At 39.1% G+C, this 15,525-nt stretch carries 12 protein-coding genes; 3 read left to right on the top strand and 9 right to left on the bottom strand.

Annotated features, from left to right (window positions below; genetic code table 11):
• The first annotated feature begins 68 nt into the window (after positions 1-68).
• Positions 69-1,787 (top strand): proline--tRNA ligase, encoded by a 1,719-nt coding sequence (locus tag FTT83_RS06160; RefSeq protein ID WP_180176438.1) that lies wholly within the window; start codon positions 69-71, stop codon positions 1,785-1,787.
• A gap of 51 nt (positions 1,788-1,838) precedes the next feature.
• Here FTT83_RS06160 and FTT83_RS06155 read toward each other — a convergent pair whose 3' ends face one another.
• The 6 genes from FTT83_RS06155 to FTT83_RS06130 all read right to left on the bottom strand — a co-directional run bounded on the left by FTT83_RS06155 (position 1,839) and on the right by FTT83_RS06130 (position 9,911).
• Positions 1,839-3,131, bottom strand: a complete 1,293-nt coding sequence (locus FTT83_RS06155) for a DUF6160 family protein (protein WP_180042437.1) — start codon at positions 3,129-3,131, stop codon at positions 1,839-1,841.
• Positions 3,132-3,170: 39 nt separating this feature from the next.
• Complete coding sequence (locus tag FTT83_RS06150; protein WP_180082155.1) at positions 3,171-5,495, bottom strand: DUF6160 family protein; 2,325 nt, start codon at positions 5,493-5,495, stop codon at positions 3,171-3,173.
• A 28-nt stretch (positions 5,496-5,523) separates the two neighbouring features.
• Positions 5,524-6,219 carry a hypothetical protein gene (locus FTT83_RS06145; protein ID WP_373423505.1) on the bottom strand — a complete coding sequence of 232 codons (696 nt, stop codon included), beginning with the start codon at positions 6,217-6,219 and terminating at the stop codon, positions 5,524-5,526.
• 35 nt (positions 6,220-6,254) lie between these two features.
• The gene (locus tag FTT83_RS06140) at positions 6,255-8,360 is read right to left on the bottom strand and encodes a hypothetical protein (RefSeq protein ID WP_180082154.1); all 2,106 of its coding nucleotides are present in this window, start codon (positions 8,358-8,360) and stop codon (positions 6,255-6,257) included.
• A 246-nt stretch (positions 8,361-8,606) separates the two neighbouring features.
• On the bottom strand, positions 8,607-9,176 hold the full coding sequence (gene dcd / locus FTT83_RS06135) for a dCTP deaminase (protein WP_086174816.1): 570 nt from the start codon (positions 9,174-9,176) through the stop codon (positions 8,607-8,609).
• A gap of 141 nt (positions 9,177-9,317) precedes the next feature.
• A complete protein-coding gene (locus FTT83_RS06130) occupies positions 9,318-9,911 on the bottom strand; it encodes a LysE family translocator (protein WP_086195995.1) in 594 nt (197 codons plus the stop codon).
• 276 nt (positions 9,912-10,187) lie between these two features.
• On the opposite strand from FTT83_RS06130, the gene FTT83_RS06125 reads away from it, so the two are divergent.
• A complete protein-coding gene (locus tag FTT83_RS06125; RefSeq protein WP_086195996.1) occupies positions 10,188-10,730 on the top strand; it encodes a DUF2062 domain-containing protein in 543 nt (180 codons plus the stop codon).
• A gap of 183 nt (positions 10,731-10,913) precedes the next feature.
• On the opposite strand, the gene apbC is transcribed toward FTT83_RS06125, so the two are convergent.
• Positions 10,914-12,191 carry an iron-sulfur cluster carrier protein ApbC gene (gene apbC, locus FTT83_RS06120; protein WP_086195997.1) on the bottom strand — a complete coding sequence of 426 codons (1,278 nt, stop codon included), beginning with the start codon at positions 12,189-12,191 and terminating at the stop codon, positions 10,914-10,916.
• A gap of 338 nt (positions 12,192-12,529) precedes the next feature.
• Between apbC and FTT83_RS06115 the strand changes: the two genes are divergently transcribed.
• Positions 12,530-12,862: a hypothetical protein gene (locus tag FTT83_RS06115; RefSeq protein WP_086195998.1), complete on the top strand. Its 333-nt coding sequence runs from the start codon at positions 12,530-12,532 to the stop codon at positions 12,860-12,862.
• 314 nt (positions 12,863-13,176) lie between these two features.
• Here FTT83_RS06115 and FTT83_RS06110 read toward each other — a convergent pair whose 3' ends face one another.
• Entirely contained in the window at positions 13,177-13,755 is a 579-nt protein-coding gene (locus tag FTT83_RS06110; protein ID WP_180042441.1) for a hypothetical protein, read from the bottom strand.
• A gap of 604 nt (positions 13,756-14,359) precedes the next feature.
• A complete protein-coding gene (locus FTT83_RS06105; protein WP_218951832.1) occupies positions 14,360-14,842 on the bottom strand; it encodes a VOC family protein in 483 nt (160 codons plus the stop codon).
• Positions 14,843-15,525: the final 683 nt, after the last annotated feature.

Below are 15,525 nucleotides of genomic sequence, written 5' to 3'. Positions count from 1 at the left end.
TGAAATGTTCACCTCATTTTTTATCGTATAATCTTATGCTTTAACGCTTAATTATTAGGACAGTTTCCATGCGCGCGAGTCGCTTTTTATTTGCTACGTTAAGAGAAACCCCAAATGATGCTGAAGTGATTTCACATCAGCTCATGTTACGTGCGGGGATGATTCGTAAATTGGCTTCGGGTTTATACACTTGGTTGCCGATGGGCGTACGCGTGCTAAATAAAGTTGAAGCGATTGTCCGTGAAGAAATGAACCGTGCAGGAGCGCTGGAAGTATTCATGCCAGTAACCCAGCCTTCAAGCCTTTGGGAAGAATCCGGCCGCTTTGTGCAATATGGTCCAGAGTTATTACGTTTTAAAGACCGTCATAATAACGATTTTGTGCTTGGTCCTACACACGAAGAAGTGATCACCGATCTTGCACGAAATGAATTGAAAAGCTACAAACAGCTGCCAGTCAATTTCTATCAGGTACAAACCAAATTCCGTGATGAAGTCCGTCCACGTTTTGGTGTGATGCGTTCACGTGAATTTATCATGAAAGATGCTTATTCTTTCCATATCGATCAAACTTCACTACAAGAAACCTATGACGTGATGTATGACACGTACTGCCGTATCTTTAGCCGTTTGGGCTTAGACTTCCGTCCAGTACAGGCCGATACTGGCTCAATTGGCGGTTCAGGTTCACATGAATTCCACGTTTTGGCATCAAGTGGCGAAGATGATATCGCCTTCTCTACCGAATCTGATTATGCTGCCAACGTTGAAATGGCTGAAGCAATTCTTGTCGGTGAGCGTGCGGCCGCAACTCAGGAATTAAAACTGGTCGATACACCAGCTCAAAAAACCATTGCCGATGTATCTGCTTTCTTAGGTACTGATGCTGCACAATCTGTAAAAGCATTGCTCGTACAAGGTGTTGCAACTGAAGAAGGTAAAGAAGCACCTGTTGTTGCTTTATTCCTTCGTGGTGACCATGAACTGAATGAAATTAAGGCTGAAAAGCATCCGTTAATTGCCGCACCTTTAACATTCGCAACTGAAGCTCAAATTCAAGCCCTTGGTTTAACCACTGGCTTCATTGGGCCACAAGGTCTAGTTGAAAAAGGCATTACTGTGATTGTTGACCGTGCAGCATCTGTACTTTCTGATTTTGTTGCCGGTGCCAATGAAGCCGAAAAACATGCAACAGGTGTCAACTGGGAACGTGATGCAACATTTACTGAGGTTTATGACTTACGTAATGTGGTTGAAGGTGACCCATCTCCAGATGGTAAAGGGACACTGCAAATTAAGCGTGGTATTGAAGTCGGTCACATCTTCCAGCTGGGCCAAAAATACTCTGAAGCTTTAGGCTGCAAAGTGCTTGGTAAAGACGGCAAACCGACGATTGTAACCATGGGTTGCTACGGTATTGGTGTAACGCGTGTGGTAGCCTCTGCCATTGAACAGAACTTCGATGACAAAGGGATTATCTGGCCTTCTGCAATTGCACCGTTTGAAGTTGCGATTGTTCCAATGAATGCACATAAATCACCACGTACTTTGGAAGCTGCTGAAGCACTTTATGCAGAACTGCAAGCTGCGGGTTATGATGTGATTTTGGATGACCGTGACGAGCGTCCAGGGGTGAAATTCTCTGACCTTGAAATTACCGGGATTCCACACCGTATTGTAATTGGGGAGAAAGGTTTGGATGCAGGGACTTTTGAATATAAAGGTCGCCGTGATGCTGAATCTGTCAATATTTCAAAAGAAGAATTACTCGCTAAAATTGCAAAGTAGTTGTTCTTAAAATAAAAAATCCCGCTAAGTGCGGGATTTTTTATTTCCTCATTAGCAGAATTTCAGCCCACCAAAGCAGTTAGACTTAAAGTTCTGTCCTTGCAAGGTTAAGTTCTGTAATGGAAAATCAATAAGTGTTGGATTTTTAATTTCACCCACAGATAATCCGGTACCTGCAACACATCCAAACAGTAAATCGCCACATGCACGCGGCTTAGAGGTTAAGTCGTGATTAATTCCTGCAATCGTTTGTTTAAGCACTTCATCGGTAATTTTTACATTGGTTGTTGGACTGATACTCCCTAAATCCACTTCATCTTCAATTGCTAACCACCACCCTCGATTTGCAGCAACCGATGCACCCGGCCACAATATTTGCTGGGTCTGTAGTGATAACGAACTTGCATTATTTAGATACAAAGAATGAATCAAACCTAAATTTTGATTTACTGTAATATCAGTCTTTAAACCAGTTAAATAACCATCGATTTGTTTATTCAAAGTAAGATTTAAACCTAATGCTGAAATCTGTGCAGCTAAAGGTCCAGAAAAATCTATTTGATTTACTGTTCCTGTTCCTTTTAGGACAGCCTCTGTCATACGTGTTCCAGATACGATCGTCGATGGAATGGTAAAAGGTGCAGTTGTTGAAGATAAGTTAAATGAATAATCATTTGACTTGTAATGCAATTCTAAAGGAATACCAACCAATGTTCCCGTTACAGCACCTTCGATATATTGACCCGTTGCTGCATAATCCATAATTCGAGGGTCTGTAATTGCCACCCCAGAAGAGGCCTTGGTTTTCATATAACCACTAAAGGAGTTAATACCATTAGGCGTACTACTGTTTTCTGTTCCTATTGTCATTAAGCCAGCAATTTTTTCAGCACTTAAACGAAAGCCAAGAACCTCACGAGTAGAAGCAGATTTTGGATTTTTAATAGCAAACTCAACAAATGGATTGGTAATAAGGGCTGAGCTTGCCGCACGATCATCAGAAGTATAGTTTGCGCCTTGCAAACCACTTAAAGAAATATTATCAATATCAATATCACATTTGCCAATACCATTCACCCCACCACAACCTAATTGCAGCTTTTTAATATTGGCGTTGATTTCCATTTCAGCTTCTAGGCCCAATTTATAAAATCCCAGATTCGTCTGGTCTACATTTTGTCCTTTAGCATCAATAACGTTATAACCCGCGTTATATTCCATAGACAATAATGCTTGACCACTTACATCAGATAATGAATCATCATCCATAGCAACCATTGCATGACTTAAACTTGGTATTGCAATAGATGAAGTAATCAAACTTGCCAATAATAATTTTTTCATAAAATTCTATCCCTATTCTTTTATTTATTCTCAAACAGGTTAACGTGGAGTAATACCTAAATTACTTCTAATACTTCCCCCTGTAATTGCAATATCTGCCATTTTCTGCATTTGATTCGGCATGGTAGACATCGATAATTCGGTTCTGAATACCTGATTCAAAGATTTGGCCGGATTAATATCCACTTTATTATCAAATACCACAGTATCTTTTTGCATCTTGACTTGTGATTCAAGCGCTAGGACACCTTGCAATTTATTCAAATTAATACTTGAAGTTTTCACAACCGTGTTATTCGCATCAACATCTTCGTTAATCAAACTAAAGTAGCTTCCCAAAATATTGGGGTTCAATTTATCTGTGTCTGATAATGCATTAAATTCAAAGTTAGCACGGAAAGATAAGAAGTTATTTTCTGCATTATCATTCATACCGGGAATAATAAACAAATCACCTTTACCATCCAGTTTAAAGGCAATGGAAGTCAGCACATCATCTTTGCGGGCGAAATTATCAACAGGAACGACACTGCCACATTTAACAGAACCACTGGTACAGTTATAGAGCGAACCAGGTAATTGACCAATCGCCATTTCTGCACTTGCAGCGACAAGCAAATCATCGGCGCTAATGTAGATTCCTTGCTCTTCGTAACCAATCACGCCTTTGGCTTTGACAAATGCATCAATATTACGTAAACCGGCATAGTAATTTACTTCTTCATTGTGCAGCCCTTTTTTTCCATCTATTAAAATTAATGATGTAGTACTCGCTGCACCCGTTTTTGTGTCAATTCCATAACCATCGGTAGTTGCCATTACATTGTAGGCAATTCCTTTTTTAGTCCCACCATCCACTTTTGATGTATATTCTGTGCCTGCAAGCGCAATATTCGCATTCAGATTATAAACAGGGATACCAATTCCCCAGCTACTGGTATCATTGGTAATTTCAGCTAAAGAGTTATCCGCAATAAACCGTGCTTTACGTGCAATCGATTGAAAATCCATACTACGTATAGCGATTAATGCAAAGTCATTACCTTTTTCAAGCGATGATAATTGCTGCGTCTGAACTAAATTGCTCACCCCTAAAGTCTTTTTAATTTTATCGTTAATTAAAAAATCTAAACTTTTTGCTTGTATTGCATTAATATAAATGTCACCAAAATCAATATAGGCATTTTTGGTATTTAAATCTGTTTTAGAACTCGAATTACGAACAGTTAAAGGTGATAAATTGGAAAATTCAATGGCATAACTTCCATTACCTGTATGACCAATCTCAAGGGTTGTTGGGGGCTGATTCGTACCTAAAAGTGCATTCCCTTCACGGGTAAAATCGGCAGAAATACCAAAATGCAGCCCGCCTAGCCCTACCGCATCATAACCTGTTAATGTCGCTGTTGAAGTACGGCCAAAATCTGTAATCCCACTTTGATTGGCATTTAAGAAAATTGTGGCATTGGTTACCGCGCCCGATGCCCCCATACGAATTAAATTTCGTTGCTGATTCGGATCACTGCCATAACGCAGGTCAATATTTACCCCTGGATTGGTTGCCTTGGTTCTTGATGAATGTACGGTATCACGACCAGGCAGTGAATTTGCACTGGCGACAGGATCGCTGTCATCTACTCGTCCCAACATTACAACATGATCCGTCACACCATTACGACTCTTTGTAGTCAGAACAATCCCTTCATCCATGTAACTGCTTGATGTTCTTTCTTGATAAGAGTTCAGATACATATAGCCATCACCAGAAAAATTGAAGTTAAAATCTTTCAAAGTGAGCTTTTGCCCGTTTAAACCATGACTGATACTGGCATTTTGCAATTGAAAATTAAGGTGTGCCGTTTCATCTCGATTAAATAATCCTGCTTGCGTTTGAAGAAGTAAACGAAGTGGTGAACTGGTTTTGATATCGAGAGAACCCAAACTTTGTTCAGGAGTCTGACATTTAGTTGCATCAGTACACAGTAACATGAGGTTGTTAACAGCTAATTCAAATGGAGAAATATTGGCTTCTATGCGAATCCCCGCCCCTCGATCAGTTGCCCCCACATCAAAGTCAAGCGTAGAAATAATCGATTGATTATTGACACCTGACAGGGTCACATCTTTCAGCCCCATCTTCATGGTATCAGGACGTAGTAATGAATCGTTGGCATTGCTTTTTGAAGAAGAATCAACCCAATTGACAGCATTTATAGTTGCCTTGGAGATCTCATGTGTAATGCTGATACCATCTTGCCCGGTTACTGAGCCAAGATAATCATCGGAAAGTTGCTCAAATGCATGGCTTTGTTGTGCAATCAAAATGCTTGCCGTAAGTATTTTTAACTTTGTTATTTTTTTCATTCTTATATCCCTATCTGGCTTTATTCAATTAACAGCGCGCAGTTCCTGCACCTGTACAGTTAAAACTGAATATTTTTAAATTGCCTGACATATGCAAATTGCCATGCATATTTAAGCCCATAAAGCCTTTTTCTGTATTTTTATCAAACGTCGGCACATCTAAGCCTGCAACTGTTGTTCCATCAGATTTTTTTTCTGTATAGGTGCTATAAATCATATTATTGGCATACCCTTCAACACCTGCATCACCTGTTTCGACCGCCAAAGTATTAAAACCTAAATTCCTAATTTTCAGTGGCTTATCATCAAAAAAAGAAATTTGTAATGCAGTCTGAGGATTACCATCACGGTTAATAATGGTCGCACCATCTAATGAAAACTGATCAATTTGTAAGGTGCCTTGAATGCCTTTAAAAACCAACCATTTTTTATTACCCGCAGCATCTTTATGATTATTCGGTGCGATCGCTAAACGGCAAAATACATTATCAGTACAACTATAAGTATAAAATGCCTCTGTTGCCTTACCTGTTGCATCAAAAACTGAAATATTTTTTAGAGATAAATCTTTAGCATAGCGATGATTTAACGATAGAGTCCAACTTAAATCTGCACCACCTTGTCCAGATATATCAGTCATCTCATCATTAGCCATACCTACTAACTGTGCATTTGCAATAGGGGTAAAAGCCAACATAGAAATTGAACAAACCAGGTTCAGGATAGAAGTTTTAATACTTGGATACATAGCCTATTCTCCTATAAACCTGTTGTTTTTATTTTTAGGTGCTGAATGAGTACACCATCAATTGCAACTGAGCCTAAATTTGTCGCCTGGCCATTAATATTTTTAAAGACAACACCGGTTGCATCTGCAGTTTTGTTGGCGTTTAACAAATTACCTGTAGCTGACCGTTCTACCGTACCAATACTGATACTACTATGGGTTGCATTTCGACCTTGATAAGTCGTAGTAATATTATTTGCCGTCGTGGTAATTTCAGTACCACAACTATAAACATTACAGGTTGAACCTTTTAAATAATCAGAAAGTTTCGTGTAGGTCACTCCATCTTTATCGATCATCGCAATATTCTGATTATTTTTATCTTTCAATACAGTTGTTGAGTCTGTATCACTGTAATAGGTATAAATTTGTGAATATATTTCTGGCACATTTGGAATACGGGTAATTTCTAAAATAATATTGTTACCTTCAGAACCTAAAATAAAAGGCTGATACATATTCCCCAATACCAAGTTAATATTGGGACTATATAAATACATCCCTTCCACATCATTAAATATAGGAGCTAATGAGCGGTCAATCGCTGGAGTGACGGCGGTACCATCATATAGATCAGGAGTGCTGTCCGGGCCTTTTTTTGCAGCAGTACTCATTCTAATTCCACGAGCATCCAGGTCAGCATCCGTTGCTTTTAGCGTGGATGGATCATCATGAGTATTTAGACGTAAAATTGCAGCCATGCCTAAAGTTTGATTGTAATTGGCATTGCTCGTTGCTGGTAATGTTTGGAATAATCGAACTTGTGACCCATTTAAATTCAAGCCATTGGCAATAAACTGGGTTCTCAAACGATAATCTTTATCTAGTCCAGAAGTGGGTGCTCCAGTTAACGGATCCACCATATTACTTGAATTTAATTGGCGTGAAAAAATATCGCTCCAGAAGCCTAATTTAAAAGTATCACTGGTATCTGTTCCTTTTAGCTTTAAAGGTGCCTCCAATGCAATATAACCGACATTGGCCTTATTGCCTTTTGCAAACTGAATTGTATCCACATTACCTGCACGAATCAGCCATGGATTTGCTGCTGTTCCCCAATTAAAACCTTGATTACTGTACCGGGTACTCAAGGACCCATCACTTTTAGAGAGGGCCAGGCCATAAATAAAAACGTCTGCTTTGGTTCTTAGACTTCCCACTGTAGCTTGAGCTGCTGCTAATTTTGCCAATCGAATGGCTTCAGCTTCAACCTCAGCAAGTGCAGTATTACTTGCTGTAGTGGCTACGCTTTTCGCATATTCAGCGGCTTGTTGATTAAGTACTGCTTGGGTTTTAGCTTCCAGTTGATTCGCAACAGTGGTGTCGATCGTATTTTGCCTGGTTACACTTTGTGAATAGGTAGTTGTAGGTATACTTTCAGTTGAACGATTGCCATAAAGCAATTCAATCATTTCTAATGTATTTTTTGTAGCATATTGTTGGGATTTGTCTTTTAACCATAATGTCGATTCGGCAGACCCCGGTTCAGTTGTACCATCATCTTTTACACTTAATGGCCACAAATTCCCATCATAATAATCATCATAACGTTGTTGATAATATTGCTTCATCAAAGGAGAGTCGACATAACTTTGTACCACATTCCCCCGATATTCTGCTGTATAGTTATTCTTTACAGTTGTGTTAACAGTCGTATAATTATTTGTTCTATAAGTATTATAAGCAGATTGATAAGTATTTTCGTAAACACCGTTATAATTAGCAGCCTTCCCGCTTAAGTAAGCATCCGTATAAGCTTTATTATAAATTTTAGTATAAGCACGCTGACCAAGCAGCTCATAATTTTCACCGGTCGGAATAATTCGGATAAAGCCCGTGTCATACTGTCCCGGATCGACAATTCCTTTGCCATAACTTGAAGCTTGTGAGATTTCGTTTGGACCTTGAAAGACCATCTTAAAATTTTCAAGGGCTAAAGCAACGCCTTCACCTGTAGTTTCAGAAAGATGATCATCTGACAAAGATTCAAGCGCATAAACTGATGGGCTAAGTAAAGCTGCGAGCATGCTCGCCAAACAAGATTTTTTAAATCTTGTATTATTCCAACTCTGAGTCATCACGACCTTCCTTTTTATCAGATGCTCCGCATCATTATTTTTTAATTCGTCCTATGCTTGGTATGTCGAATTTTTATTTATTTGTCATGACGACAATGTTCTGACCAAGTCTGTTCAACTTTTTATTATGCTGAATATTATTGCAATTGCAAAAAAAACTGGGCGAATGAACACAGTTTCCGATGAATGAAGCAAGCAAAAAATAAGCGGACCAAAATGATCCGCTTATTCAATTATTTGTAATATTTATGCTTTTGGCAAAGTCACACCAGTTTGTCCTTGATACTTACCACCCCGGTCTTTATATGAAGTTTCACATACTTCATCAGATTCAAAGAACAACATTTGCGCAACGCCTTCACCTGCATAAATACGTGCTGGCAAGTTGGTGGTATTTGAAAATTCCAGTGTCACATGTCCTTCCCACTCTGGTTCAAGTGGAGTGACATTCACAATAATACCGCAGCGTGCATAAGTCGATTTACCAAGACATACAGTCAAAACATTACGCGGAATACGGAAATACTCTACAGTACGAGCCAAAGCAAATGAATTGGGCGGAATAATACAGACATCGGATTCAATGTCGATAAAGCTTTTATCATCAAAGTTTTTTGGATCGACAATTGCTGAATGAACATTGGTAAATACTTTAAATTCGCGTGCACAACGAACATCATAACCATAGCTTGAAACACCATAAGAAATGAGTTTTTCACCAGTTTCATCATAACGTACCTGGTTTTCCGCATACGGTTCAATCATGCCGTGTTTTTCGCTCATTTCGCGAATCCAACGATCAGACTTAATTGCCATTATTTCAATCCAAAAATAGTTAATTCGATTATTGCGCTGTACTTTAACTGAAATTGGCTACAATGAAAATAATGATCAGGCGATGAGGTGTTTTTTTACAAAATGTATATTTTCATCGCCGTAATTTCAAGACTTAAAAGTTTAAAGACTCAAAATAGCAGAATAACTTAATGGAATTGAAAAACTGATTAAGATGATAGAAGCAGTCTTTTGCAAATTGGATTGATTTAACCAGCGTACTTTATTAGAAGCCAGAATTGATCCAATAAATGTCCAGAACAAGGCAATCGGGACAATGAGAACCAGAAACATTGCAATATGCGCAGCATAATTATTCACACTGAGCCATGCCGTACTTGGAAAAACAGCCGAAGCAAATAGTAAGGCTTTAGGATTGAGTAAAGTTGCACAGAACAATTCGCGGGCACGGATGGTCGGCAGATTAAAACTTGCTTCAATATCGGCAGTTTTCCAAAGTTTAATGGCGAGGAAAATAATATAGAATGCACTCAGTAGCTTTAACAAGGTCGGAAGCATGGGAAATTTAGCTGAAACGCTACCAATGATCATGCCCCAAAGCGTAATTGCAATTAAATAACCAATCGCTTCAGCAGGAATCAATCGTAATGATTTACGTACACCGACCTGAATGCCGGAAGATGCAAGCAAGGTATTTGTTGGACCAGGCGTCAATAAAATGCTAATGACTAAACCAATGAATAACCATGAAATCATATGCGATCTCTCTATAGAGTGCACGAAGAGTAAATCAGTTTATTGTACTTGGCAAATCAGAAATTTTACATCTTTTAAAATTGCCCAATCTGTTTTATTAATTTATTAAATTTCAATAAATTAAAGTTATTTTTGTAGTTTAACTCCTGAGTCATTTGTTAAAAAAAATTTCAACAAATACTATTTTAAGGTTGATCATTTATATTTATCTGGCTTGATCTGTCTCTGAGGGATCGATTCAGGCACAATACATCATCATTTAAGCGGCCTATTTTTATGGCAAAACAGTTCTTTCAGTCCTGGCTTCCCTCACCGCAAAAAGTTGCAGGGATGAAAGTAATGAAAATTTTTGGTGAGCGTACCTTAAATCCTTTACTTTGGTATGTGAACAGAAAGTCCATTTCAAAAGCTGTTTTTATTGGCACGTTTTGGGGCATGCTACCTTTACCATTTCACAGTATTTTGATTGTATTGACGGTATTGCTATTTGAAGTCAATTTACCTGTGAGCTTATGTCTTGCCTGGCTGACCAATCCTTTTACCCTGGTTCCAATTCTGTATCTGGGGTTCTGGTTAGGCAGCAAAATTTTCCAGGTCAATATGATTGATCAGGATATGATGCTGGGGGTGTTGCATCAGATCAGCCACGCTATCACCCACTTTGGGCATGGACACATCGACTTGAGTCTGGCGAAAATTTTATTATTCGGGTTGGTACTAGAGGCTTTCATCTTTGCAATTGTATTCTTCGTGATTACCCGATTATTGTGGCGATGGAATATTATTCAGCACCATAAACGGCGCCGATATTTTCAATAATCATTGCATCTTTTAACTATATTTCACTATTTAGCCTATTCATATTCGCTTTAACAATAAAATAAACTTCTGTCTAATTGTTGATCCCCCGATTTATTTCCTCCCATCAAGAGAAAATTAAAGGAATTAAAGCCCAAACAACATTGGGCTTTTCGAAAATATTGCTTTAATCAGACAGTAAATTTAAAAAATTCTATTGTGTGGTTTTTCTACTTTCGGCAATTGATCGGCAATTTTTTGCGCAATCGCCATATAACTTTCAGCTGCATCATCCCCCACGAGTACAGAAGGTTTACCAGCATCGGCATTTTCACGGATTTGCACATTGAGCGGTAAACGCCCGAGTAAGGGAATATGGTATTGTTCAGCCAATTTGTCACCTCCACCTGTACCAAAAATCTGTTCCTCATAACCACAATTAGAGCAGATATGGGTCGACATATTTTCCACTACACCAATTACCGGAATCTGGACCTTATTAAACAGTTCAATGCCTTTGGTTGCATCCAGTAAGGCAACATTTTGCGGGGTGGTGACAATCACTGCCCCGGTCACCGGAATACGCTGCGCCAAAGTTAATTGAATATCCCCTGTCCCTGGTGGCATATCAATCATCAATACATCCAGGTCTGGCCACAAAGTCTGATTAAATAATTGCATTAAAGCGCCAGTCGCTTTGGGACCACGCCAGGCAACCGGGGTATTGTTATCTCCGGTTAGATGTCCAATCGAGAGTACTGCCATACCGTAGGCATCCAGCGGAACAAAGTTTTCTGCTTCAATCATGGGCGTACGTCCGGCATTGCCCAGCATGGTTGGAATACTCGGCCCATAGATATCTGCATCCAGAACACCGACTTTTAAGCCAAGTTTCTGTAAAGCCAATGCAAGATTGACGGTGGTGGTCGATTTGCCCACTCCCCCTTTACCTGATGAAACCAGGATCACATTTTGAATGCGTGGATGCTTGGGCACATCTCTTTGCTGCGGTGCCGGTTTCTGGATTGGTGGGTTATTCGGATCTTCTGCAGCTTTGCTTTCAGCTGGAGCAGTTTGTCCGGCAGCATCTACCACAGGGGGAAGTTTTTGCGCTGAAGCTGCCGTTGAAGCCTGTGCATCACTTGCACAGCTATGCCCCTGTTTGCCATGCTCAGGATTAGAACAGCTTTCATCCTGTTTATGCTTTTGTTGAATAACATGCATATTCAGTTCCCGGATGCCGCATTTTTCCAGTGCATCGGCCAAATCATCATGAATTTGTTGTAAATGATCAGCTTCTTCAGGATAAGTATGAAGAGTGATTTGTAATACCTGACCTTCTACATTGACCTGAGTAATCCGGTCTTTCAGGGCATGCTTGGAATTGGGCAAGATATAGCCCTGTAACACATTCTGGATTTCTTCCTCCTTCACCTCTTGCGCGGGTGAAAACACAGATTTAAGCGAAGAAAGCCACGACATAAGTTTACTCCAAGTACGGACATACAGCTGAATAGTATAGTTTAGCTTTAAATGCCTCGAAGGTTAAGCATAGTTCTCTATAGCTTGATGAATGTATGAATAAATCCAAATGAATCGATAGCTTGGACTATTCCATATTGTATTTTTATTTATGTCTTCAAAACCCTTGTTTAAGTCGTTTACCTAGTAAGCATATAGGGCGGTAAAACAGCTTCAGGTCAGATTAATTTATCTAGCATCCAGCCTTATTTCTGTTAATAATTCTGCTACAGACATGCTGCTATTTTGTTCTTTATATTGATAAATTGTTTTGATTGTCATTTTATTTTGGGGATAACATGTTACTTAAATATATAATTCCAGTGATTTTTTTGTCAGTAGTGTCATTTAATCACGCAGCGAATGAGACATCATCCATCCACACGCCTTCTGGTCAGTCCATCAGTTTGGGAGATTCTTATTCCGACATGCAAAACCGTATGTCTTTATCCCCCAACTCCATGAGCACACATGAAATCAAAGAAGGAAAAAACCATTATCTAGCCATGGACTATACCTATACAGTTGAAAATATGCTTTACACCATTACCATCGTGAACGATCGGGTGAAAAAAATTGAATGGCTGAATACCGATCAGGATATTAATAAAGATCAAATTACAAAAGAATGATGCAAAATCATTCATAGAAATGGCGACACTGGATAGTCCTTAGCGGTAAAATAACTTTAAAAACAAGCAAATCCAAGTCGCATCATTTTTTAATTTGTACAGGTCTTGGTGGCTATATTCTTTAGCTCTTCCAATTGACTACAGGTATAGGTGTTAAGTTCATCACATCTAATCGCAGCGGCATGTTGCAGTCCTGAACGGGATTTAAATTGCAGCGGCATACTCAGCAAACCGCTGCAATACAAGATAAAGTGTTTATCTCCAAAGATAATCTGCGTTTAAAGAATCATGACCACGACAGCGCACGATGACCTTTATTTAACCGGAATCATCAAGTGCTGATAAGGCGTTCCGGGCCACATGACATAAGGTACGGCAGTATCTGGCTGGGCATTTTGGGGATACATGTTATAAAAACCAGATTCGGCACCGACAATCATGACGTGTGGGCCGGTCTTGATCCAATGGTTACCTTTGGTGGGTTTTTGGGCATATGGGTCGGTATTACTGGCATCGGTTCCACCCGCCAACATATACATAAAGCCGATTTTACCTACATTTGGCGGTTTGTGTCCCATCCAGGCTTCTGCCCATTCCAGCGCATCCTTGTCCATGCACATTGGATCTGGACCGGGGGTAGTCGGATTATCAGGCATACAGGTAAAACCATTATTGCCTTTGCGCAAAGTGCGCATCTTGCCATCTTTGCCTATAACCACAATGGTGGCTGCTGCACTGACTTTTTTCGGTGCTGCGCTCATGGCGCTGGCGATAGCCTTCTGGTCAGCTGCGGAGGTACTGCCCGGTTTGCCACCTGTGGTCTCCGCTGCAAGTATGGCCAGTGTGGATAGAACTATCCATCCGCTCATCATTAATATTTTAGCGATGTTCATGGTCTTTTTCTCCAAATAGGAGGTTATGTTTGGACCCCTCACTCAAGTTATAAGATCCAATATTCGCCTTATAACAAAAATAGCTAAAATGGAGAAAAGCATCATTATTGTTTTATGAATTATTTTTAACCACATTTAATTATTCCATCAATATGATGTACCGCAATGCACAGATTTCATAACAAATGAAATCACTAGGACACAATAATTTACCAATATAGAAACCATGCCACTCACGGTATCCTGAACATAAAACGATCTTATTTGGACTGTCCCCAATATTGTGGAAAAATATTGTCTATTCTCTTTTTGAATAGGGAAAGAACATGATAAGTGATCATCACTTCAGATGTAGTGACAGCTTAAATTTTTCATTAAAAACGCAGCTTCAGCTGCTTTAACCTGTGCTAAAAATTATAGAAGGCTTTAATTTTGCAGCTTCTAATCAGGCAACTGATAAAAATTCTCGAACAAGAGTTTTCTAATAAAAGTTTTTTAATATTTGATTTGGTTTTTTAAATATGGTTCTTTTCAACATGTTTTGAGTTGCCCCATCTAAGCAAGCGGCCACAACTTGAAGGAATTGCCAGCTCCTGCCCACATCTCAAGCACGAAATGCGGCTTCTATTACAGAAATGTCAATTTTTTTCATGGTCATCATGGCATCAAATGCACGTTTGGCAGCCGCACGGTCAGGACTGGTATAAGCTTTCGTTAGGACGATTGGGGTAATCTGCCAAGAGATTCCCCCTTTATCTTTACACCAACCACATTCGCTTTCCTGACCACCATTTCCGACAATCGCATTCCAGTAGCGATCCGTTTCATCCTGATCCTCGGTCGCCACCTGAAATGAGAACGCTTCGTTGTGTTTAAATGCTGATCCGCCATTCAGTCCGATGCAGGCAACGCCTAGCACGGTAAACTCCACAGTTAAAATATCCCCTGCTTTCCCTGATGGAAAATTTCCAGGTGCACAATGTACTGCACCGATCGATGAATCTGGAAAGGTCTTGGCATAAAATCTTGCAGCACCTTCAGCGTCATTATCGTACCAAAGGCATATGCTATTCTTTGCAATATTCATCATTTCACCTCTTTATAGAGACTAAGATTGATGTGATTCGTCATCACTGTCCAATATTTCCAATACCCGTCTAAATATTCTATTCAACACTTTTTCTATATTTAAGCAAAAAATGGAATAGGCCTATTTCATAATTGTATTTTTATTAATCTAAACGTATTTTTTAGTGAGCAAAACTACTGGTTTTTCATAGGATTTAATGAATGATGATAAAAAATTATGAGATAGGTTTGTGGTATTCCTCTATCACTAAAATATTTTCATTTTGATAATTAACGATAATTCATGGGAGTCTGAGAGACGATCATTTTTAGGGGGATTACCGATAATTAAATGATTACTACTTTCATTCAATGCTGATTTAGAGTTAAACATAATTTTCACAATATTTTTGGCGTCTAAATCCCTATTTTTATTCATGAAAACCGTATTAGACTTAAGTAGCAAAAGATAGAAGATATTCGTCAGGAATTGATTAATGTGGGCTTTTTGATAGTTTTTTTTGATGCTGCCATGGTTAGAAAAATAGCTAAAGTTGCTGAATTTGAACGATGGTTGATGATTTAAAAATAAACGATTTATCAAAAGAAATAAAAAACGAGCCTCTGTACTCCTCCGGAGTTCCTTCATATTCACCTAAAGGATAAATTAGCTTTATATCCATGACTGAAGCACACGTTCAT

This window comes from Acinetobacter sp. YH01018 (genome assembly GCF_013420295.1).
Taxonomy (GTDB): domain Bacteria; phylum Pseudomonadota; class Gammaproteobacteria; order Pseudomonadales; family Moraxellaceae; genus Acinetobacter.
Note: the sequence above shows the minus strand (reverse complement) of the source record. Positions and strands in the feature narration are given on the sequence as shown.

Excerpts from the sequence above, each read along its gene's own strand:
- apbC (WP_086195997.1), bottom strand. The coding sequence starts at position 12,191 with ATGTCGTGGCTTTCTTCGCTTAAATCTGTGTTTTCACCCGCGCAAGAG.
- dcd (WP_086174816.1), bottom strand. The coding sequence starts at position 9,176 with ATGGCAATTAAGTCTGATCGTTGGATTCGCGAAATGAGCGAAAAACAC.
- FTT83_RS06130 (WP_086195995.1), bottom strand. The coding sequence starts at position 9,911 with ATGATTTCATGGTTATTCATTGGTTTAGTCATTAGCATTTTATTGACG.
- FTT83_RS06110 (WP_180042441.1), bottom strand. The coding sequence starts at position 13,755 with ATGAACATCGCTAAAATATTAATGATGAGCGGATGGATAGTTCTATCC.
- FTT83_RS06160 (WP_180176438.1), top strand. The coding sequence starts at position 69 with ATGCGCGCGAGTCGCTTTTTATTTGCTACGTTAAGAGAAACCCCAAAT.
- FTT83_RS06140 (WP_180082154.1), bottom strand. The coding sequence starts at position 8,360 with ATGACTCAGAGTTGGAATAATACAAGATTTAAAAAATCTTGTTTGGCG.
- FTT83_RS06150 (WP_180082155.1), bottom strand. The coding sequence starts at position 5,495 with ATGAAAAAAATAACAAAGTTAAAAATACTTACGGCAAGCATTTTGATT.
- FTT83_RS06105 (WP_218951832.1), bottom strand. The coding sequence starts at position 14,842 with ATGAATATTGCAAAGAATAGCATATGCCTTTGGTACGATAATGACGCT.
- FTT83_RS06125 (WP_086195996.1), top strand. The coding sequence starts at position 10,188 with ATGGCAAAACAGTTCTTTCAGTCCTGGCTTCCCTCACCGCAAAAAGTT.
- FTT83_RS06115 (WP_086195998.1), top strand. The coding sequence starts at position 12,530 with ATGTTACTTAAATATATAATTCCAGTGATTTTTTTGTCAGTAGTGTCA.
- FTT83_RS06155 (WP_180042437.1), bottom strand. The coding sequence starts at position 3,131 with ATGAAAAAATTATTATTGGCAAGTTTGATTACTTCATCTATTGCAATA.